Below are 20,217 nucleotides of genomic sequence, written 5' to 3'. Positions count from 1 at the left end.
TTCGAGGGGCTAGGGTATGAACGACAAGGCTACGGCGGCAAAGGGTTCCGAAGATCCGATCCTGCAATGGGTGACCTTCAAGCTGGACAACGAAACCTACGGCATCAACGTGATGCGCGTTCAGGAAGTCCTGCGCTACACCGAGATCGCTCCGGTTCCGGGTGCGCCAAGCTACGTGCTGGGCATCATCAACCTGCGCGGCAACGTGGTGACCGTGATCGACACCCGTCAGCGCTTCGGCCTGATGAGCGGTGAGATCAGCGACAACACCCGTATCGTCATCATCGAAGCCGACAAGCAGGTGGTCGGTATCATGGTCGACAGCGTGGCTGAAGTGGTTTATCTGCGTCAGTCGGAAATCGAGACCGCACCGAACGTCGGTAACGAAGAGTCGGCCAAGTTCATCCAGGGCGTGTGCAACAAGAACAACGAGTTGCTGATCCTGGTCGAGCTGGACAAGATGATGAGCGAAGAAGAATGGTCGGAACTGGAGAACATCTGATTGATTCTCGAGGTAGCGGTCATTGTCCTGTTCCTGTTCTGGGCAGGCACGCTGGCAATGTTTCTGGCGTACATCAAGGCGCAGCGGGTAATCGCTGCGCAACAGGCCCAGGGCGATGCGCTGCGTGATCAGCGCATCAAGGACCTGGCCAAGCGTGTCGACGATTACCAGAACGGCAATGTGCGCATGGGCGAAGCCCTGCACGAGCTGCGCGCGGTGGTCAGTCCGATTCCGGACAAGCTTTCCCAGCTCGAACAGCGTGACCCCTCGAGCCTGTCTTTCGCCCAGGCGGCGAAACTGGTGGGGATGGGCGCGAGTGTCGATGAGCTGACCCAGTCCTGCGGGTTGACCCAGGCTGAGGCGGAGTTGATGCGCAAGCTGCACAAGAACTAGTTGTCACACCGTGATCATTCCCGCGCTCTGCGTGGGAATGCCTCTTGGGACGCTCCGCGTTCCGCGTGTGTACGGTGACGCAGAGCGTCACGGGCGGGTGTTCCCATGCAGAGCGTGGGAACAATCAGCGAAAGAACGCAGTCATCGATGACTGCGTTTTTTTTGCCTTCAGTAATCGTCGCCGCGCTCGGTGATGTCTTTCTCGACCATCGGTGCATCCGGGACGTGTCCTGCCGGGAACTTGCCCTTGAGGTTCCAGGCAAACGCGATGATCTCGGCGATCGTGCGGTACAGCTCCTCCGGGATGCTGTCACCCAGTTCCATCCGTGCCAGCAACTTCACCAGTTCGGCGTTTTCGTAGATCGGCACTTCATAGTCGCGGGCGATCCGCAGGATTTCTTCGGCCAGTTCTTCGTCGCCCTTGGCGGTGAGGGTCGGGGCGTGGCTGCCGTCGTATTTGAGGGCGATGGCCTGGCGTGGAGCGGTGGTGTCATTCATGCGGTTTCGTCGACCCAGCGGTGTTCGAGGCGGGTTTGGATGCCTTGTGGCGGAGTGCCGAGGTGGCAGTCGAGGTCGCCGACGTTCAGCCCGGAATCCAGCAGGCGCTGGCGCAGTGCGGTCAGGTTGCTTTCGATCAGGCTCGCAGTGTACGGCCGCTCGGCCCACAACTGGCTGGACAGGCTGCCGCTGATCAACTGTGCCTGAATCTGCATCGGCCCAAGCGGTTCCATGTCGAACGCCAGCTCGACGCGCCACAGTTGTTGTTTCGGTTCCCGCTCATCGCGACGCTGTTCGTTCGCTTCCTGTTTCTCCGGGGCTTCTTCGCGCTGGAATTTGACCTGCAACGGCACGATGTCCTGCAGGTTGCGCATCGGGATTTCCAGTTGCCAGGTGCTGAGCAGACGGCCGTCGTCGGTGACGCCAGTCTGTTCCAGGCTCGACAGCTGATGGCTTTGCAGGCGCGACACGGCAGCCGCAGCGAGGCGCAGTAGATGTTCCAGATCGCCTTCACCTTCCAGGCTTTGCAGCAGTCGGTCGGGCAGCGGGAAACTGCTCGGCACCGGTTTCGCGCTGACCTGACCGAGCATGCCGAGGGCGTTGCGCACGAAGCTTGGCAATGCCTGAGCCAGTGTGTTGGCGGCGATGATTGCATTCAGGTTGGTGTTGCCGGGCAGGCCGGGGGTGAGCTGGGCGATCAGTTTGAGCAGGTCGGCTTTCATGTCCGGGACCAGCGTCGGGTTCTGCCCGGTCAGCAGTTTGGTCTCCAGGAACACGCCGCTGTTGGCCAGCGCCTGAGCCAGACCCTTTGGAGTGCTCAGTTGCTGCGCGTCCGGCAGGTTGGCGAGCAGTTTGTCCACGGCGGCGCGCAAATCCTGGGAGGTCTGGTCGGTGGCGGGGGGCAGGCTCTGGAGCATTTTCAGCAAGCCGTCGAGCGAGCCCTGGCGGCTTTGCTGACTGACCAGTTGCTGGCTGACCGCCAGTTGTTCCTGGCGATTGCTCAGCGGCAGGAACTTCAAGGTCTGCGAGTCCTGCACCAGCGCCGACAGCAGGGTGCCGATACGCAACGGTTGCGGACTGTCGATGCTCAGGGTGCTGCCGCTCAACGCGGTGTTGAGCAGGCTGACCATCGAGCGGTACACCGTCGGTTGCTCCGGCACCTGTGGCAAGGCCTGAGCCGTCAGCACCTTGCCTTGCAGCAGCGTGCCGACCGGCAGTTGCGCGGTGTCGATACGGGTGAGGGTGGCGACGCTGCTGGCGATGGCCTGTTGCACGGTGATCGCCAGATTGCCCGCCGACGGCTGGGTGATCGCCAGGCTGGTGCCCTGGGGCAGCGGCAGATTGCTGGTTGCCTGCACGGTGGTTTGGCGGCCGCTGTCCAGCGTGACCTTGAGCAGCAACTGAAAGGTCTGATCCGCCTGTTTGAGCGACAACACCTCGGCCTTGGCGCTCTGGCCGGCGGCAATCAGCCCGTCGACCGGCGTCAGCAACTTCAGCAGCTCACCCACCTGCGGGCGAACGGTCGCCGGGGGGGTGGGCGGGAGCGGGAGGATGTTCATTTCGCCTGTCATACGCGGACACAACCTGAGGAAAATGCACTCGGGAGAGCGGGGGACGCCATGTATAATGCCGCCCGTCCTTCCATTCGTTCAAAAAACATAGCAATTGTTTGACGCAGCTCTCTGGATTGAGCCGTCATTGCATTTATGCTGCAACTCTTTAACGGCCGCGCCAGAGCCGACTTGAACCGTATAAGGCCCGTGAACCCTTGACCAGTCCTGTCCTGCAAACCGTTGCCCTCGCGTGTGAGCGTGATCTCAGACTGCTCTTCGACAATCTCGAATTGAGACTGGCCAGTGGCGATATGGTGCAGATCAGTGGCCCCAACGGCAGCGGCAAGACCAGCCTGTTGCGTTTGCTGGCCGGTCTGATGCAGCCGACCGACGGTCAGGTGCTGCTCAACGGCAAGCCACTGGGCGAGCAACGCAGCGAGCTGGCGCGCAACCTGTTGTGGATCGGCCATGCCGCCGGAATCAAGGACTTGCTCACGCCGGAAGAAAACCTCGCCTGGCTCTGCGCCCTGCATCAACCCGCCGAACGCGACGCGATCTGGCAGGCTCTGGCGGCGGTCGGATTGCGCGGTTTCGAGGATGTTCCCTGCCACAGTCTGTCTGCCGGCCAGCAGCGCCGCGTGGCACTGGCGCGGTTGTATCTGGACAGCCCGCCGTTGTGGATTCTCGACGAACCGTTCACCGCCCTCGACAAGCAGGGCGTGGCACAGCTTGAAGAACACCTGGCCGGGCACTGCGAACGGGGAGGGCTGGTGGTGCTCACCACGCACCACACGCTCAGCCGGATGCCGGCCGGTTATCGCGACATCGATCTGGGGAATTGGGCGGTATGAGTGTGTTCGGCCTGCTGGTTGCCCGTGAATCCCGACTGCTGTTCCGCCGCCCGGCGGAGCTGGCCAATCCGCTGATTTTCTTCGCCATCGTCATCGCTTTATTCCCGCTGGCCGTCGGCCCGGAAACTCAAGTATTGCAAAACTTGTCCCCGGGGTTAGTCTGGGTGGCGGCGCTGTTGTCGGTCCTGCTCTCGCTGGACGGGCTGTTCCGCAGTGATTTCGAAGATGGCTCCCTTGAACAGTGGGTCCTTTCGCCGCACCCCCTGCCACTTCTGGTATTGGCCAAGGTGCTGGCACACTGGCTTTTTTCCGGGCTGGCACTGGTTTTGCTCTCGCCGTTACTGGCGTTGATGCTCGGGTTGCCGGCTGCGTGTCTGCCGGTATTGCTGCTTTCGTTGCTGCTGGGAACGCCGGTGCTGAGCTTGCTCGGCGCGGTGGGCGCGGCGCTGACGGTTGGTCTGAAACGCGGGGGCCTGTTGCTGGCGCTGCTGATTCTGCCGTTGTACATCCCGGTGTTGATCCTGGGCAGTGGCGCCTTGCAGGCGGCGTTGCAGGGGATGCCGGCGATTGGTTATCTGTTGTGGCTTGGCAGCCTGACCGCCCTGGCGATAACCCTGACACCTTTTGCAATAGCGGCTGGCCTGAAGATCAGCGTCGGCGAATAATGAGGTCTGGTTAAAATTTAACCAGCAAAGACCCTGAGACTGCTCACACCGATGAGCGGCACCCGTGATGGAAACAGTATGAACTGGACCTGGTTTCACAAGCTCGGCTCGCCCAAGTGGTTCTACGGCATCAGCAGCAAGTTTTTGCCGTGGTTGAGCCTCGCAGCGTTGTTGCTGATCTGCGTTGGCGTTGTCTGGGGCCTGGCCTTCGCGCCGCCGGACTATCAGCAAGGCAACAGCTTTCGCATCATCTACATCCACGTTCCCGCCGCGATGCTCGCTCAATCGATCTACGTGATGCTGGCGGTGTGTGGGGTGGTCGGGCTGGTGTGGAAGATGAAACTGGCCGACGTCGCCCTGCAATGCGCCGCGCCGATCGGCGCGTGGATGACCGCCGTGGCGCTGGTCACCGGGGCCATCTGGGGCAAGCCGACCTGGGGTTCGTGGTGGGTCTGGGATGCGCGGCTGACCTCAATGCTGATTCTGCTTTTCCTGTACTTCGGCGTGATCGCCCTGGGCAACGCCATCAGCAATCGCGACAGCGCCGCCAAGGCCTGCGCGGTGCTGGCCATCGTCGGCGTGATCAACATTCCGATCATCAAATACTCGGTGGAGTGGTGGAACACCCTGCACCAGGGCGCGACCTTCACCCTCACCGAAAAACCGGCAATGCCCGCCGAGATGTGGCTGCCGTTGCTGCTGACGGTGCTGGGTTTCTACTGTTTCTTCGGCGCCGTGCTGTTGCTGCGCATGCGCCTTGAAGTGCTCAAGCGCGAAGCCCGCGCCAGTTGGGTGAAAGAAGAAGTGCAGAACAGCCTGGAGGCCGCTCGATGAGTTTCGCGTCATTCGGCGACTTTCTCGCCATGGGCCATCACGGCCTGTATGTCTGGTCGGCCTACGGCATCTGCCTGGCGGTACTGATCCTCAACGTGGCGGCGCCGATCGCGGCCCGCAAGCGCTATCTGCAACAAGAGGCGCGTCGTCTGCGCCGGGAGAACGGCAAGTGAATCCGCTGCGTAAAAAGCGTCTGATCATCATCCTGGCAATTCTGGTCGGGGTCGGCGCTGCCGTCGGCCTGGCCCTGAGCGCCCTGCAGCAGAACATCAACCTGTTTTACACCCCGACCCAGATCGCCAACGGCGAAGCGCCGCAGGACACCCGTATCCGCGCCGGCGGCATGGTCGAGAAGGGTTCGCTGCAACGCTCCCCGGATTCACTGGACGTCAAATTTGTGGTCACCGACTTCAACAAGTCCGTGACCATCACCTATCGCGGGATCCTGCCGGACCTGTTCCGCGAAGGGCAGGGCATCGTCGCACTGGGCAAGCTCAACGCCGACGGCGTGGTGGTCGCCGATGAAGTGCTGGCCAAGCACGACGAGAAATACATGCCGCCTGAAGTGACCAAGGCCCTGAAGGACAGCGGTCAATCCGCGCCAACCCCTGCGAAGGAGGGTTGATCGATGACATCCAGCATTTTCATTCCCGAGCTCGGCCATCTGGCCATGATCCTCGCGCTGTGTTTCGCGCTGGTGCAGGCCGTGGTGCCGTTGCTCGGTGCCTGGCGCGGCGATCGTCTGTGGATGGGCCTCGCCCAACCGGCGGCGTGGGGGCAGTTTGCGTTTCTGCTGTTCGCCTTCGGTTGCCTGACCTATGCGTTCATGACCGACGATTTCTCCGTGGCTTACGTCGCGATGAACTCCAACAGTGCGCTGCCGTGGTATTACAAGTTCAGCGCGGTGTGGGGCGCCCACGAAGGGTCGCTGCTGCTGTGGGCGTTGATCCTCGGCGGCTGGACCTTCGCGGTGTCGGTGTTCTCCCGGCAGTTGCCGCAAGTCATGCTCGCTCGCGTGCTGGCGGTGATGGGCATGATCAGCACCGGGTTCCTGCTGTTCCTGATCCTCACCTCGAACCCGTTTTCGCGGATTCTGCCGCAAATTCCGGCCGACGGCCGTGACCTCAATCCGTTGCTGCAGGACATCGGCCTGATCGTCCACCCGCCGATGCTGTACATGGGCTACGTCGGTTTCTCGGTGGCGTTTGCCTTCGCTATCGCCGCACTGCTTGGCGGTCGCCTCGATGCGGCGTGGGCACGCTGGTCACGTCCGTGGACCATCGTTGCCTGGGCCTTCCTCGGTATCGGCATCACCCTCGGTTCGTGGTGGGCCTACTACGAACTCGGCTGGGGCGGCTGGTGGTTCTGGGACCCGGTGGAAAACGCTTCCTTCATGCCATGGCTGGTGGGCACGGCGCTGATTCACTCGCTGGCGGTCACCGAGAAACGTGGCGTGTTCAAGAGCTGGACGGTGTTGCTGGCGATTGCCGCGTTCTCCCTGAGCCTGCTCGGCACCTTCCTTGTGCGCTCCGGTGTGCTGACCTCGGTGCATGCGTTTGCCTCGGATCCTGAGCGCGGCGTGTTCATCCTGATCTTCCTGCTGTTTGTGGTCGGTGGTTCGCTGACCCTGTTTGCCCTGCGCGCCCCGGTGGTCAAGAGCCAGGTCGGTTTCAACCTGTGGTCGCGGGAAACCCTGCTGCTGGGCAACAACCTGGTGCTGGTGGTGGCGGCGTCGATGATCCTGCTTGGCACGCTGTATCCGCTGATTCTCGATGCGATCAGCGGCGCCAAACTGTCGGTCGGCCCGCCGTACTTCAACGCGCTGTTCATTCCGTTGATGGCGCTGCTGATGCTGGTGATGGCGGTCGGCGTGATCGTGCGCTGGAAAGACACGCCGATGAAATGGCTGGTGAGCATGCTCACTCCGGTGTTGCTGGGCAGCGTTGCGCTGGCGGTGGTGGCCGGTGTCGCTTACGGCGATTTCAACTGGGCCGTGATCGCGACTTTCCTGCTCGCGGCCTGGGTGTTACTGGCCGGTGTGCGCGACATTTTCGACAAGACTCGCCACAAAGGTTTGATCAAAGGCCTGCCGACCCTGACCCGCAGTTACTGGGGCATGCAGATCGCGCACCTGGGCATCGCCGTCTGTGCGCTGGGCGTGGTGTTGTCGAGCCAGAACAGTGCCGAGCGCGACCTGCGTCTGGCACCGGGCGAGTCGATGGACCTGGCCGGTTATCAGTTCGTGTTCGAAGGCGCCAAACATTTCGAAGGCCCGAACTTCACCTCCGACAAGGGCACCGTGCGGGTGATCCGCAACGGTCAGGAAGTCAGCGTGCTGCACCCGGAAAAACGTCTGTACACCGTGCAAAACTCAGTGATGACCGAGGCCGGGATCGACGCCGGTTTCACCCGCGACCTCTACGTCGCCCTGGGTGAACCGCTGGGTGATGGCGCCTGGGCGGTGCGGGTGCATGTGAAACCGTTCGTGCGCTGGATCTGGTTCGGCGGTCTGCTGACCGGTTTCGGTGGTCTGCTGGCGGCGCTGGATCGGCGTTATCGAGTCAAGGTCAAAGCCCGCGTGCGTGAAGCGCTGGGCATGGAAGGAGCCGCTGCATGAGACGTTGGTTGATGCTGGTGCCATTGGCGATTTTCCTGCTGGTGGCCGTTTTCCTTTATCGCGGTCTGTACCTGGATCCGGCGGAACTGCCGTCGGCGATGATCGGCAAACCGTTTCCGGAGTTTTCCCTGCCGGCGGTGCAGGGCGACAAGACCCTGACCCGCGCTGACATCCTCGGCAAACCGGCACTGGTCAACGTCTGGGGCACCTGGTGCATTTCCTGCCGGGTCGAGCACCCGGTGCTGAACAAACTCGCCGAACGCGGCGTGGTGATCTACGGCATCAACTACAAGGACACCAACGCCGATGCGTTGAAGTGGCTGGCCGAGTTCCACAACCCGTATCAACTGGACATCCGCGACGACGAAGGCTCTCTGGGCCTGAACCTCGGGGTCTACGGCGCGCCGGAAACCTTCTTCATCGACGCCAAGGGCATCATCCGCGACAAGTTCGTCGGGGTGATCGACGAGCAGGTCTGGCGGGAAAAACTGGCGGCCAAGTATCAGGCGCTGGTCGACGAGGCCAAGCCATGAAGCGCTTTTTAGCGGCCATGGTGCTGGGTTTGAGCCTGGCCGGTGTGGCCCACGCGGCCATCGACACCTACGAATTCGCCAAAGAAGGCGATCGCGAGCGTTTCCGCGAGCTGACCAAGGAGCTGCGCTGCCCCAAGTGCCAGAACCAGGACATCGCCGACTCCAACGCGCCGATTGCCGCCGACCTGCGCAAAGAGATTTTCCGCATGCTCGGCGAGGGCAAGGACAATCAGCAGATCATCGACTTCATGGTCGACCGCTACGGTGATTTCGTCCGCTATAAACCGGCGCTCAATGCCAAGACCGCGTTGCTCTGGTTCGGCCCGGCCGGCTTGCTGCTGGGCGGTTTCGTGGTGATTGCCGTGATCGTCCGCCGTCGTCGCGGGCAACGCGCCGAGACGCCGCAATCGCTGTCCCCTGAAGAGCGTCAGCGCCTCGACCAACTGTTGGATAAAAACCAAGAATGATTGATTTCTGGCTTGCCGCAGGGCTGTTGCTTCTGGTCGCCCTGAGTTTTCTGCTGATCCCCGTCCTGCGCGAACGTCGCGCCCAGCGTGAAGAGGATCGAACCGCTCTCAACGTCGCGCTGTATCAGGAACGCGTCGCCGAACTGCAATCGCAGCAGGCCGAAGGCGTGCTCGATGCTGCGCAAATGGACAGCGGCCGTGCCGAGGCGGCGCGGGAACTGCTGGCCGACACCGAAGGCGTGGCGCCGGCGCGGGTTTCGCATTTGGGCAAGCCGCTGCCTTTGCTGGCGGCCGTACTGGTGCCGGTGTTGGGCCTCGGTCTGTATCTGCACTTTGGCGCGAGCGACAAGGTCGAACTGACCCGCGAGTTCGCCCAGGCGCCGCAGTCGATGCAAGAGATGACCCAGCGTCTGGAGCGCGCCGTCGCCGCCCAACCGGATTCGGCTGAAGGCGTGTATTTCCTCGGTCGTACCTACATGGCCCAGGATCGTCCGGCGGACGCGGCGAAAATGTTCGAGCGCGCGGTCAATCTCGCCGGTCGTCAGCCGGAACTGCTCGGCCAGTGGGCGCAGGCCCAGTACTTCGCCGACAACAAAAAATGGTCGGACAAGGTTCAGGCCCTGACCGATGAAGCACTGAAAGCCGATCCGAAGGAAGTCACCAGCCTCGGCCTGTTGGGCATTGCCGCGTTCGAAGGTGAGCGTTACCAGGACGCCATCGACTACTGGAACCGTCTGCTCGCGCAACTGCCGCCGCAGGACAAATCCCGCGAGGCCCTGCAGGGCGGCATCACCCGCGCCACTGAAAAACTGCAAGCCAGCGGCGGCAAGGTCGCCCAGGCACCGGCGACGAAGGCGGCGGCCCTGTTGAAAGTGCGTGTGGATCTGGCCAGCGAGCTCAAAGCCAAGGTGCAGCCGGGCGACAGCGTGTTCATTTTTGCCCGCGCCACTTCGGGCCCACCGGCTCCGCTGGCGGCCAAGCGCCTGACCGTCGCCGATCTGCCGGTGACCGTTGAACTGGGCGATGCCGACGCGATGATGCCGCAATTGAAACTGTCGAACTTTCCCGAAGTCCAACTGGTTGCGCGCATCTCCCGTGCCGGTCAGCCGACCGCCGGTGAGTGGGTCGGTCGCAGCGGGCCTCTGGCCAGCAGCACCACCGCGCCGCAGACACTGACCATCGACAGCCCGGACAAATAGCCGGAACCAACAGGAAAGCACCGCCATGAACGCCATCGCCCGAATCACAGTCCTCACACTGGCCCTGGGCTTGAGCGCATGTGCGGTGCAACGACCGGAGCCGACCACCAGGCTGCCGCCGATCCCGCCGTCACAACCCAGCCCGACCCCGTCGACCACTCCGACGCCGAGCAAACCGGGCATCCCGGCCAAACCCGCCAAACCGGTCCCGCGCACCTCCGCCAGTTTCGCTCCGCCACCGGGCGGCAACAGCCACTGGGACCAGAAACTCGGCGTGTATGTACTGGATGACCAGACCAACACGTTCTACCGCCAGCGCACCTACTACCGCTGGAACAACGGCTGGAGCCGCTCGATCAGCCCCAACGGCCCGTGGGAAGAAACCAACATCCACGGCGTACCGGCGGGACTGGGCAAGCAGTTCGGGGAGTAATGAAAAACGGCGATCTCAGGATCGCCGTTTTGCTGTCTGGGGTGATGAGTTTTAAAGGATCGCGTGATAACTGCTGAGTGCCTGGACCGATTTAATCAGGCCTTGTCGTTGCAGTAGATCAAGAAAGGGTTCGACGTCCATGGCAGGCATTTTCAGCTGCCGACGCTGTTTTTGGGCCGCTGCAACCACTGCTGCCGGATCAAGCCCCAAGAGGTTGTCGACGAACTCGTCCGGATGCTGCGCTTCGATGCCGAAAGGCTCCAGCGATTTGCAGGGAAAGTCTTTCTGGTTGAACGTCACTATCACGCTTGCGCCGCAACGGATGGCCGCTGCCAGAACATGACGATCATCGCAGTCGGGCAAGCTGAGTCCGGCAATCAGGTCTTCATAGTCATGGACACAGGCGTCGGGTATCGCTTGATCCATCAGGCCGGACGTACGATCCAGCTGTTCCATCGTCAGGTCAGGGCGGTTCTTCAGCAGATTGCGTTTCCATTCGCGGTGAATCTCCAGGGTCCATCGCGCCCGAAATCGCCCCGAGAGGGCAAGCCACATGAGGAAATCTCTTAAGGGGGCGGGGTACAAGACGCATGCATCATATAAAGCGGTGAAAGAGGAATGCCTCACTCGTATCCTGTCCTTAACGCCTGAGCTTGCTCTGCGAGAAGCGCCATTGCCTGCTCGCTGGCGCTGGTGCGCCGGTTCTTATAGTCCATCAGATCGGCAAAGCGCACACGTCGGTGCTTGCCTGTTTTGTGGTAGGACAACTCGCCGCTTTCCAGCAGTTTTATGAGGTGTGGACGTGAGACGTTGAGCAGGTCCGCGGCTTCCTGGGTGGTCAATTCGGCATGCACCGGTACGACCTGCACCGCGTTGCCGGCTGCCAGCTCCGCCAGAATGTCGATCAACAGGCGCAGGGCCGAGGTGGGCAGTTCGACGCGATGAGCTTCGTTCTTCTCGTCGAAAATCTGGATGTGCTGAGTCTCGAAATGGGTCGCAAGGTAAGCGGCCAGGGCGCGTTGTCCTTCGATGGCGGCTTTGACTTCGCGTTCTACGGGGAGGCTGATGGAGGGATGAATAACGGTCGACATGGCGAGTCCGGCTTTGGAAATGAGGAATGCCGGAACGTTATTCGAAATAAGCGAAAATCGCAATAAACGAAACAGGTGTGGGTTTTATGGTTTTTCCGCCAACAACCCTGCACATATTCAACGAACGCCCGCGCCTTGACACTGGCCAGCCTGCCCGTGGGAAACACCGCCGACAGGTAGTCAAAACATCCTGCAAAACAACCAACGTTGTGTCACAACCTTCCGCAGGCTACTAAAGGTATCTCTAGAGTTACTTTAATGGGCGAGGCAATTTCACAATGCAATACCCAATCTGCATCGAGTGGGGTGACGAGAACACCGCCATCGGGATTCAGATCCCCGATATTCCCGGCGCGGTGACGGCCGGGGATACGTTTGAGGATGCCTACAACGCAGCCGTCGAGATTGCCCACATCATGCTGTAGGAGATCGCGTCGGATGGTGATTCGATTCCGATGCCGACCTCGGCGGCCACCCATCGCAACAACCCGGAGTTTGCCGACATGGGCTGGGGCATGCTCGAGCTGGACATCTCGCCGTACATGGGCAAGACCGAAAAGGTCAATGTGACGTTGCCGGGCTATGTCATCCAGCGGATCGACCGCTACGTGCGTGAGCACAATGTCAAAAGCCGTTCCTCTTTCCTGGCGGATGCCGCCCTGGAAAAACTGGTTCGGCAATGAGCTTCGAGCACTGTCGGATCAGCGATTCGGCAGTGTTTTTCAGAGGCTAGGCCGTTGCCAGAACCGTCTTCTGCGAAGCACTCAAAAACCGCACCAGCGCCAGCAGCGGAAAAGCACTGCCGACAATCACAATCCACAACCAGCCGCCATGCTCGTACACCGCACTGGCCACCGATGAGCCGAAGGCGCCGCCGACGAAGATGCTGGTCATGTACAGCGCATTGAGGCGGCCGCGGCTTTTGGCGTCGAGGGAGTAGACCGCTCGCTGGCCGAGGACCATGTTCATCTGCACGCAGAAGTCGAGCACCACGCCGGTCACGGCCAGGCCGATCACGCTGTAGGCCGGGTGGATGAAGGCCGGCAGGAAGCTCAGGCTGGCGAACAGCATGGCCAGCAGCGAGGCGATGCGGGTGTGGCCGGCGTCGGCCAGGCGTCCGCTGATCGGCGCGGCGATGGCACCGATGGCGCCGACCAGGGCGAAGATCGCGATTTCACTCTGGGACAGGCCATGGTTGCGCGCCAGTTCCAGCGGCACGGCGGTCCAGAACAGGCTGAACGTGGCGAACATGCAGGCCTGGTAAAACGCCCGCTGACGCAGCACCGGTTGTTGGCGCAGCAGCGTCCACAACGAACCCAGCAACTGGCCGTAGGAGGCGCTGTGATCCGGTTGGCGCTTGGGTACGGTCAACGCCAGCACCACGCTGATCGCTGCCATCAAGACGGCTGCGATCATGAACATCGCCCGCCAGCCGAGGTGGTCGGCGACTACGCTCGACACCGGACGCGCCAGCAGAATCCCCAGCAGCAATCCGCCCATGATCCCGCCGACCACTCGGCCGCGGGATTCCTCTGGCGCCAGGTGCGCCGCCAATGGAATCAGCACCTGCACCGACACCGAGCTGAAACCCACCAGCAACGAAATCAGCAGGAACACATTCGGCTGATCGGTAAACGCCGCCCCGAGCAGGCTGGCAATCGCCACCACGGTGGTGATGATCATCAACCGGCGGTTTTCCAGCAGATCCGCCAGCGGCACCAGGAAGAACAGGCCCAGCGCATAGCCGATCTGGGTCAGCGACACGATGAAACTGGCCATGGTGTCGCTCAGGCCGATGTCCGGCGCGATCAGGCCGATGATCGGTTGGGCGTAGTAGATGTTGGCAACGATGGCGCCGCAGCAGAAAGCGAACAGCAGCACCATGCCTCGGGTCATTGCGTGAGTTGTGGCGGTCATGGGTTTCTCGATCCAGCGAAAAGGAATGCGGTGAGGCTAAGGGACGGGCCGAGCCGGCAGTAGAGGCTTCTGATCGATATCAGTTATTCCGTTGCGGAACAGGTGGCGCCGAACAATCCATTGTTCATCGGCGAACCTTGCGTCCGACCGTTGAGCGTCGATGATACATTCACTTACATCTTGTTCGATAGCGTGCTTATGTTGTGAGCGGGTTTCAGCGTTCATCACCGGAGGATTGCGATGTTTCGTCAGTTGCTTCGCCACACCACAACGATTGCCCTGATCAGTCTGCTCGGCGCCACTGCCACGCAGGCCGCCGAAGCGCCCGGCATGCGCATGGGCGTGCGCGGCGAGATCACCGGGGTGAGTGCCGACTCGCTCAAGGTTCACGTCAACACCGGTGAAAACGTGGTGGTTCAGTTGACCCCGGACACCAAGGTCCGCGCGGTCACCCTGGCCAATATCGAAGACATCAAGCCCGGCAGCTACATCGGGTCGGCGGCCATTCCCCAGGAGGATGGCACGCTCAAGGCGTTGGAGGTTCACGTGTTCCCGCCGGAGCTGGCCGGCAGCGGCGATGGCCATCGGCCGTTCGACCTGGCCAAGGGCAGCAGCATGACCAATGGCAGCGTCGGCGATCTGGTGGTGAGCAACGGCCGGGTGCTGACCGTCAACTACAAGGGCGGCCAGCAGAGGATTCTGGTGCCGGAGGACGTGCCGATCGTCAATCTGACGCCGGGCGACCGCAGCCTGCTCAAGGTCGGGGTGAAGATCGTCACCTTCGTGACCCAGAGCGCGGACGGCACGCTGACTGCGCAATCGATTTCGGCGGGCAAGGATGGCGTGAAGCCGCCCATGTAGCCGGCAACAAAAAAGGCGACCTCTTCAGGTCGCCTTTTTCATGTCAGCTCACGCCTTACTGGCCGTTGTAGATCTGGTCGAAGACTCCGCCATCGTTGAAGTGGGTCTTCTGCACGGTGCGCCAGTCGCCGAAGGTCTTCTCGACCGACAGGAAGTCGACTTTCGGGAAGCGATCGGTGTACTTGGCCAGCACCGCCGGGTCACGTGGACGCAGGTAGTTGGCGGCGGCGATTTCCTGACCTTGCGGCGACCACAGGAACTTCAGGTATTCCTCGGCAGCGGCGCGGGAGCCTTTCTTCTCGACCACTTTGTCGACCACCGACACCGGCGGCTCGGCTTCGGCGGAAACGCTTGGGTAGATGACTTCGAACTGGTCGCGGCCAAATTCGCGGGCGATCATTTCGGCTTCATTCTCGAAGGTCACCAGCACATCGCCGATCTGGTTGGTCATGAACGTGGTGGTGGCGGCGCGGCCACCGGTATCCAGCACCGGCGCCTGTTTGAACAGCTTGCCGACGAAGTCCTTGGCCTTGTTTTCGTCACCGCCGTTTTTCAGCACGTAGCCCCACGCCGACAGGTAGGTGTAGCGACCGTTGCCCGAGGTTTTCGGGTTCGGCACGATCACTTGCACGCCGTCCTTGAGCAGGTCCGGCCAATCTTTCAGGGCTTTCGGGTTGCCCTTGCGCACGATGAACACGGTGGCCGAGGTGAACGGCGCGCTGTTGTTCGGCAGACGGGTGACCCAGTCCTTCGGCACCAGTTGGCCGTTATCGGCCAGGGCGTTGATGTCGGTGGCCATGTTCATGGTGATGACGTCAGCCGGCAGGCCATCGATCACTGAACGGGCCTGCTTGCTCGAACCGCCGAAAGACATCTGCACAGTGATGTCTTCTTTGTGCTCGGCTTGCCAGTGTTTCTGGAACGCAGCGTTGTAGTCCTTGTAGAAATCGCGCATCACGTCGTAGGAAACGTTGAGCAGGGTCGGTGCGGCCTGAGCCACGCTGCCGAAGGCAAGACCTGCGGCGAGAAGTGAGGCGCCAAAGAGTTTTTTCACTGCGCATTCCTTGTTCTGTAGGGGTGTATTTGACAAAGGTGAGGCCATTTGCCAGCGACTATAGCGGGGCATCCATAGTCGTTTAAAGATTAAAAAGGACTTTGCTTATTCCATTTTCTTGAACAACGCATTACCGCAACGGGAGCAGAACGAAGCCTCCTGTTCATGGCTGCTTTTCTTGCACACGGGGCAGTCGTGCTGCTGTTGTCCGCCGCGCATGGCGGTGGCCAGCTCAGCGGTGAAAATTCCGGTGGGCACGGCAATGATCGAATAACCGGTGATCATCACCAGCGACGAAATCACCTGGCCCAGCACGGTACGGGGCACGATGTCGCCGTAACCCACGGTGGTCAGGGTCACGATAGCCCAATAGATGCCTTTGGGAATGCTGGTGAAGCCGTGTTGCGGGCCTTCGACCACGTACATCAAGGTGCCGAACACCGTGACCAGGGTGCAGACGCTGAGCAGGAACACGAGAATTTTCTGCTTGCTGCCGCGCAGGGCGTCGAGCAGGTAATGCGCCTGTTTCAGGTAGGGCCCGAGCTTGAGTACGCGGAAGATCCGCAGCATCCGGATCACTCGGATGATCAGCAGGTACTGGGCATCGCTGTAATACAGCGCGAGGATGCCGGGCACGATCGCCAGCAAGTCCACCAACCCGTAGAAACTGAAGGCGTAGCGCAACGGCCTGGGCGAGCAGTACAGGCGCAGCAGGTACTCGCCGAGGAAGATGATTGTGAAGCCCCATTCGATGTACGCCAGCACATTGGCGTAGTTCCGGTGGACTTCATCGATGCTGTCGAGGATCACGATCACCAGACTGGCGAGGATGATCAGCAGCAGGGTCTTGTCGAAACGGCGGCCGGCCACCGTGTCGGTCTGGAAAATGATCACGTACAGGCGATCACGCCACGTGTTGTTACCGTTCATGCACATCGCCTTGGCCATCAATCAGCGCAGCCTAGGTTGATTCTCCCCGTGAGCGCAAGGCGCGACGTTGATCTGCGGTTGCTGCATCAGGCGAACGCCGGTGCGCAGCAGCCAGCAGGCGAGAATGAACGGTGCCGTGAGCGTCGCCAGCCCCAGGGCACTGAACAGCGGCGTCAACAGCAGCGCCAGGCCGATGCCGAACAGCGGCAGCCACGGTTGCTGGCGTTGCGCGCTGAAGGCGAGGGCGGCGAGCACCGCGTTGTAGCCGCCCATACCCAGCAGCGCGACCTGGCTGTCGTGGTGCAACAGGCTGGAGCCCAGACCGATCGCCGAAGCCAGCAGCGCCCAGGCGAAAGCCCGGCGATTGGCGATCAGCAAACCGGCAGCGATCAATCCACCGGCCAACGGATGGTCGAGGAACATCACCTGACCGAAGCCTTTGAGGGCGGCGCCGAGCAGGTTCAGCGTGTTCAGTTCTAATGCCGGTGCGCTGGACAAAGGCTCGGCGAAACACAGGAACCCCCAGCTCAGCAACACGAACGGCGCGGTGTAGGCGGGCAGGAGCTCGGTGAGGCGTGCGCGTTTGAGCCACTGCTGCGTGATCATCGCGCTCAGACCACCGGCCGCCAGAATCAGCGGCGGCAGCATCGGCGACCAAGGGAAATACAGGCTCAGCAACAGGCCGACCAGCACGCCGTTGTAGCTGAACAGTCCGGCCTGGCGATCCGCCTTGGCGTAGTTGCGCCGTTGCGCGGTGAGCAGACCGGCGACCGCGCCCAGCAGCGCACCGGCGAACAGCACCGGCGCGGTGAATAAAATGGCCAGAAGGCACAGGAGTCCACACAGCGGATGGCGCTGGAGGAAGATTTGACTGAAACCGTTGAGCAACGCTTCGGCCCAGTCAGGGCAGTGGGTGTTGAAATGGTTGGCAGGCATGTCTGGAGAATCTGGGCAGTGGGAAAATCAAAGGGTCTTGCGTGAAGCTGTGGCGACGGAGCTCGTGCCCGGTGAATGCGGTGTCTCTTGTGGAAACCGTCATGCCGAGCGTCGGGAGCACGCTCCCTCGCCACACAGGTGTGACTTAAATCAATGTTTCGATCCGCAGCGAATTAGTCGATCCGGGCTGTCCGAACGGCACACCCGCGGTGATCAGCAATGTGTCGCCACGCTCGGCCATTCCTTGTGCCTGAGCGATTTCCAGCGCGGTCGAGCACACCTCATCCACCTGGCGCAGGCGATCATTGACCACCGAGTGAATGCCCCACGCCACGCTCAACCGGCGGGCGGTCTGCAGGTTCGGCGTCAGGTTGAGGATCGGCGCTTTCGGCCGTTCCCGCGCTGCACGCAAACTCGAAGCACCGGACTCGCTGTAGTTGACCAGCACCGCCACCGGCAGCACGTTGCTGATCCGGCGAATCGCGCAGCTGATGGCATCGGACACGGTCGCTTCGGCTTTCGGCCGGCTGACGTCGAGTTGGGTCTGGTAGTCCGGACCGTTCTCCACCTGGCGGATGATCTTGCTCATCATCTGCACGGCTTCCAGTGGGTACTCGCCGGACGCCGTTTCAGCCGACAGCATCACCGCATCGGCGCCTTCGGCCACGGCGTTGGCGACGTCGGTGACTTCGGCGCGGGTCGGGGCCGGCGAGAAGCGCATCGACTCGAGCATCTGCGTCGCCACCACCACCGGTTTGCCGAGATGACGGCAGGTGGTGATGATGTTTTTCTGGATCTGCGGCACGCTCTCGGCCGGCACTTCCACGCCCAGGTCGCCACGAGCCACCATGATCGCGTCGCTCAGTTCGGCGATCTCGCGCAGTTGCTCGACGGCCGACGGCTTCTCGATTTTCGCCATCAGGAACGCTTTGTCGCCGATCAGTTCGCGGGCCTCGCGGATGTCTTGCGGACGTTGCACGAACGACAGCGCCACCCAGTCCACCCCCAGCTCCAGACCGAAGCTCAGGTCGCGGCGATCCTTGGGGGTCAGCGGGCTCAGGTCGAGCACCGCTTGCGGCACGTTCACGCCTTTGCGGTCCGACAACTCGCCGCCATTGAGCACGGTGGTGTCGATCGCGTCGGAGTATTTGGTGACGACCCGCAGGCGCAGTTTGCCGTCATCGAGCAGCAGATCCATCCCGGCTTCCAGCGCCGCGATGATCTCCGGATGCGGCAGGTTCACCCGGCGTTCGTCGCCCGGTGTTGCGTCCAGATCGAGGCGGAAGGCCTGACCGCGATGCAACTGAACCTTGCCGTCAGCGAACTTGCCGACCCGCAGCTTCGGTCCTTGCAGGTCCATCAGGATCCCGAGCGGATAGTTGAGCTGGCGCTCGACTTCGCGGATCCACTGATAGCGCTTGGCGTGGTCGGCGTGATCGCCGTGGCTGAAGTTGAGGCGGAAGATATTGACCCCGGCCTCGACCAGCTCGCGGATGTCTTCGATGCCGTCGACGGCAGGCCCGAGGGTGGCGAGGATTTTGACCTTTTTATCAGGCGTCATGATTTAGAGCTCTCGAGGATCAGGATGGCGCGGAAGTCGTTGACGTTGGTGCGGGTCGGTTCGGTGACGATCAGCGCATCGAGCGCCGCGAAGTAGCCGTAACCGTTGTTGTTATCCAGCTCATCGCTGGCGCTCAGGCCCATGGCGGCGGCGCGGGCGTAGCTGTCCGGGGTCATGATCGCGCCGGCGTTGTCTTCCGAGCCGTCGATGCCATCGGTGTCACCGGCCAGCGCATAGACGCCGGGCTGGCCCTTGAGGCTGTCGGTGAGGCTGAGGAGGAATTCGGCGTTGCGTCCGCCACGGCCATTGCCGCGCACGGTCACTGTGGTTTCGCCGCCGGAGAGAATCACGCACGGCGCCGCCAGCGGCTGGCCGTGATGAATGATCTGGCGCGCGATGCCGGCGTGGACTTTCGCCACTTCGCGGGATTCGCCTTCCAGGTCGCCGAGGATCAGCGTGCTGAAACCGGCCTGACGGCATTTCACCGCCGCCGCGTCCAGCGATTGCTGAGGGCGGGCGATCAGCTGGAAGTGACTGCGGGCCAGGCTCGGATCACCGGGTTTGACGGTTTCCGATTCCGGGCTTTGCAGCCAGCTGCGCACGGACGCCGGAATCTCGATGCCGTAGCGCTTGATGATCGCCAGTGCTTCGGCGCTGGTGCTCGGGTCGGCCACGGTCGGGCCGGAGGCGATGACCGTGGCGAGGTCGCCCGGTACATCGGAAATCGCGTAGGTATAAACAGTTGCTGGCCAGCAGGCCTTGCCCAGGCGTCCGCCCTTGATCGCCGAGAGGTGTTTGCGCACGCAGTTCATCTCGCCGATGGTCGCGCCGGATTTGAGCAGGGCTTTGTTGATCGATTGTTTGTCGGCCAGGGTGATGCCTTCGGCCGGCAGCGCCAGCAGGGCAGAGCCGCCACCGGACAGCAGGAAAATCACGCGGTCGTCTTCGGTCAGGTTGCTGACCAGTTCCAGCACCCGTTTGGCCACGGCCAGCCCGGCAGCGTCCGGCACCGGGTGCGCGGCTTCGACCACTTCGATCTTTTCACACGGGGCGCCGTGACCGTAGCGGGTCACCACAAGGCCCGAGACTTCACCTTCCCAGCAGCGCTCGACCACTTGCGCCATGGCAGCGGCAGCCTTGCCGGCGCCGATGACGATCACGCGACCTGTGCGATCGGCCGGCAGATGCGCTTCGAGGACCTGGTTCGGATGGGCCGCGTCGATGGCTGTGGCAAACAGCTCGCGCAGCAGTTGTTGCGGATCGACCGACATGGCGGGCTCCCATTCTTATTGTTCTTGGTTAGTGCAGGTGATCGTTCCCAC

23 protein-coding genes and 1 pseudogene are annotated in these 20,217 nt (G+C 62.0%); 14 read left to right on the top strand and 10 right to left on the bottom strand.

The window, feature by feature from the left end:
• The first annotated feature begins 16 nt into the window (after nucleotides 1-16).
• Together ACKJSM_RS15345 and ACKJSM_RS15340 are read left to right on the top strand one after the other, a co-directional pair.
• On the top strand, nucleotides 17-502 hold the full coding sequence (locus ACKJSM_RS15345) for a chemotaxis protein CheW (RefSeq protein WP_007959223.1): 486 nt from the start codon (nucleotides 17-19) through the stop codon (nucleotides 500-502).
• A complete protein-coding gene (locus ACKJSM_RS15340) occupies nucleotides 503-895 on the top strand; it encodes a DUF2802 domain-containing protein (RefSeq protein ID WP_236181603.1) in 393 nt (130 codons plus the stop codon).
• A gap of 168 nt (nucleotides 896-1,063) precedes the next feature.
• Here ACKJSM_RS15340 and ACKJSM_RS15335 read toward each other — a convergent pair whose 3' ends face one another.
• Complete coding sequence (locus ACKJSM_RS15335; RefSeq protein ID WP_236181602.1) at nucleotides 1,064-1,393, bottom strand: EscU/YscU/HrcU family type III secretion system export apparatus switch protein; 330 nt, start codon at nucleotides 1,391-1,393, stop codon at nucleotides 1,064-1,066.
• Nucleotides 1,390-2,964, bottom strand: coding sequence for a flagellar hook-length control protein FliK (locus ACKJSM_RS15330; RefSeq protein ID WP_410238171.1), 1,575 nt, complete (start codon nucleotides 2,962-2,964; stop codon nucleotides 1,390-1,392). Before ACKJSM_RS15330 ends, ACKJSM_RS15335 begins: the two co-directional genes overlap by 4 nt.
• Nucleotides 2,965-3,161: 197 nt before the next feature.
• Between ACKJSM_RS15330 and ccmA the strand changes: the two genes are divergently transcribed.
• The 10 genes from ccmA (at nucleotide 3,162) to ACKJSM_RS15280 (ending at nucleotide 10,545) form a co-directional block, all read left to right on the top strand.
• Nucleotides 3,162-3,797: a cytochrome c biogenesis heme-transporting ATPase CcmA gene (ccmA, locus tag ACKJSM_RS15325; RefSeq protein WP_007959232.1), complete on the top strand. Its 636-nt coding sequence runs from the start codon at nucleotides 3,162-3,164 to the stop codon at nucleotides 3,795-3,797.
• The gene (gene ccmB, locus ACKJSM_RS15320) at nucleotides 3,794-4,462 is read left to right on the top strand and encodes a heme exporter protein CcmB (RefSeq protein WP_007959235.1); all 669 of its coding nucleotides are present in this window, start codon (nucleotides 3,794-3,796) and stop codon (nucleotides 4,460-4,462) included. The genes ccmA and ccmB overlap by 4 nt, the downstream gene beginning before the upstream one ends.
• Nucleotides 4,463-4,540: 78 nt before the next feature.
• Nucleotides 4,541-5,296, top strand: a complete 756-nt coding sequence (gene ccmC / locus ACKJSM_RS15315) for a heme ABC transporter permease CcmC (protein ID WP_410238170.1) — start codon at nucleotides 4,541-4,543, stop codon at nucleotides 5,294-5,296.
• A complete protein-coding gene (ccmD, locus tag ACKJSM_RS15310; RefSeq protein WP_011333085.1) occupies nucleotides 5,293-5,469 on the top strand; it encodes a heme exporter protein CcmD in 177 nt (58 codons plus the stop codon). The genes ccmC and ccmD overlap by 4 nt, the downstream gene beginning before the upstream one ends.
• Nucleotides 5,466-5,921 carry a cytochrome c maturation protein CcmE gene (gene ccmE, locus ACKJSM_RS15305; protein ID WP_085699419.1) on the top strand — a complete coding sequence of 152 codons (456 nt, stop codon included), beginning with the start codon at nucleotides 5,466-5,468 and terminating at the stop codon, nucleotides 5,919-5,921. The genes ccmD and ccmE overlap by 4 nt, the downstream gene beginning before the upstream one ends.
• A 3-nt stretch (nucleotides 5,922-5,924) precedes the next feature.
• Nucleotides 5,925-7,913 carry a heme lyase CcmF/NrfE family subunit gene (locus ACKJSM_RS15300; protein ID WP_236181851.1) on the top strand — a complete coding sequence of 663 codons (1,989 nt, stop codon included), beginning with the start codon at nucleotides 5,925-5,927 and terminating at the stop codon, nucleotides 7,911-7,913.
• Complete coding sequence (locus ACKJSM_RS15295; protein WP_236181852.1) at nucleotides 7,910-8,446, top strand: DsbE family thiol:disulfide interchange protein; 537 nt, start codon at nucleotides 7,910-7,912, stop codon at nucleotides 8,444-8,446. Before ACKJSM_RS15300 ends, ACKJSM_RS15295 begins: the two co-directional genes overlap by 4 nt.
• The gene (locus ACKJSM_RS15290; RefSeq protein ID WP_011333089.1) at nucleotides 8,443-8,913 is read left to right on the top strand and encodes a cytochrome c-type biogenesis protein; all 471 of its coding nucleotides are present in this window, start codon (nucleotides 8,443-8,445) and stop codon (nucleotides 8,911-8,913) included. The genes ACKJSM_RS15295 and ACKJSM_RS15290 overlap by 4 nt, the downstream gene beginning before the upstream one ends.
• The gene (ccmI, locus tag ACKJSM_RS15285) at nucleotides 8,910-10,112 is read left to right on the top strand and encodes a c-type cytochrome biogenesis protein CcmI (protein ID WP_410238169.1); all 1,203 of its coding nucleotides are present in this window, start codon (nucleotides 8,910-8,912) and stop codon (nucleotides 10,110-10,112) included. The genes ACKJSM_RS15290 and ccmI overlap by 4 nt, the downstream gene beginning before the upstream one ends.
• Nucleotides 10,113-10,137: 25 nt before the next feature.
• Entirely contained in the window at nucleotides 10,138-10,545 is a 408-nt protein-coding gene (locus tag ACKJSM_RS15280) for a hypothetical protein (protein WP_085605822.1), read from the top strand.
• A gap of 51 nt (nucleotides 10,546-10,596) precedes the next feature.
• Here ACKJSM_RS15280 and ACKJSM_RS15275 read toward each other — a convergent pair whose 3' ends face one another.
• Entirely contained in the window at nucleotides 10,597-11,172 is a 576-nt protein-coding gene (locus tag ACKJSM_RS15275) for a PIN domain-containing protein (protein WP_410238168.1), read from the bottom strand.
• Entirely contained in the window at nucleotides 11,169-11,636 is a 468-nt protein-coding gene (locus ACKJSM_RS15270; RefSeq protein ID WP_236181855.1) for a helix-turn-helix domain-containing protein, read from the bottom strand. Before ACKJSM_RS15270 ends, ACKJSM_RS15275 begins: the two co-directional genes overlap by 4 nt.
• A 278-nt stretch (nucleotides 11,637-11,914) precedes the next feature.
• Between ACKJSM_RS15270 and ACKJSM_RS15265 the strand changes: the two are divergent.
• Nucleotides 11,915-12,319, top strand: a pseudogene (locus tag ACKJSM_RS15265) (type II toxin-antitoxin system HicB family antitoxin).
• 46 nt (nucleotides 12,320-12,365) lie between these two features.
• Here the strand turns inward: ACKJSM_RS15265 and ACKJSM_RS15260 are convergent.
• Nucleotides 12,366-13,553 (bottom strand): MFS transporter, encoded by a 1,188-nt coding sequence (locus ACKJSM_RS15260; protein ID WP_410238167.1) that lies wholly within the window; start codon nucleotides 13,551-13,553, stop codon nucleotides 12,366-12,368.
• A 240-nt stretch (nucleotides 13,554-13,793) separates the two neighbouring features.
• Here ACKJSM_RS15260 and ACKJSM_RS15255 point away from each other — a divergent pair, with 240 nt between their 5' ends.
• On the top strand, nucleotides 13,794-14,414 hold the full coding sequence (locus tag ACKJSM_RS15255; RefSeq protein ID WP_236181858.1) for a DUF5666 domain-containing protein: 621 nt from the start codon (nucleotides 13,794-13,796) through the stop codon (nucleotides 14,412-14,414).
• A gap of 55 nt (nucleotides 14,415-14,469) precedes the next feature.
• Here the strand turns inward: ACKJSM_RS15255 and ACKJSM_RS15250 are convergent, their stop codons facing one another.
• The 5 genes from ACKJSM_RS15250 to ACKJSM_RS15230 form a co-directional block, all read right to left on the bottom strand.
• The gene (locus ACKJSM_RS15250) at nucleotides 14,470-15,468 is read right to left on the bottom strand and encodes a sulfate ABC transporter substrate-binding protein (protein WP_236181859.1); all 999 of its coding nucleotides are present in this window, start codon (nucleotides 15,466-15,468) and stop codon (nucleotides 14,470-14,472) included.
• A gap of 105 nt (nucleotides 15,469-15,573) precedes the next feature.
• Nucleotides 15,574-16,398, bottom strand: a complete 825-nt coding sequence (locus ACKJSM_RS15245) for an ion transporter (protein ID WP_236181860.1) — start codon at nucleotides 16,396-16,398, stop codon at nucleotides 15,574-15,576.
• Nucleotides 16,399-16,419: 21 nt separating this feature from the next.
• Nucleotides 16,420-17,334, bottom strand: a complete 915-nt coding sequence (locus tag ACKJSM_RS15240) for an urea transporter (protein WP_410238166.1) — start codon at nucleotides 17,332-17,334, stop codon at nucleotides 16,420-16,422.
• A 145-nt stretch (nucleotides 17,335-17,479) separates the two neighbouring features.
• Nucleotides 17,480-18,895, bottom strand: coding sequence for a pyruvate kinase (pyk, locus tag ACKJSM_RS15235; protein ID WP_410238165.1), 1,416 nt, complete (start codon nucleotides 18,893-18,895; stop codon nucleotides 17,480-17,482).
• A complete protein-coding gene (locus ACKJSM_RS15230) occupies nucleotides 18,892-20,166 on the bottom strand; it encodes a glycerate kinase (protein ID WP_236181862.1) in 1,275 nt (424 codons plus the stop codon). The genes pyk and ACKJSM_RS15230 overlap by 4 nt, the downstream gene beginning before the upstream one ends.
• Nucleotides 20,167-20,217 lie beyond the last annotated feature (51 nt).

The sequence above is a fragment of the Pseudomonas sp. PHC1 genome (assembly GCF_046487845.1).
In the GTDB taxonomy this organism is placed as follows: domain Bacteria; phylum Pseudomonadota; class Gammaproteobacteria; order Pseudomonadales; family Pseudomonadaceae; genus Aquipseudomonas; species Aquipseudomonas sputi.
This window is presented reverse-complemented; position numbering and strand designations above follow the sequence as displayed.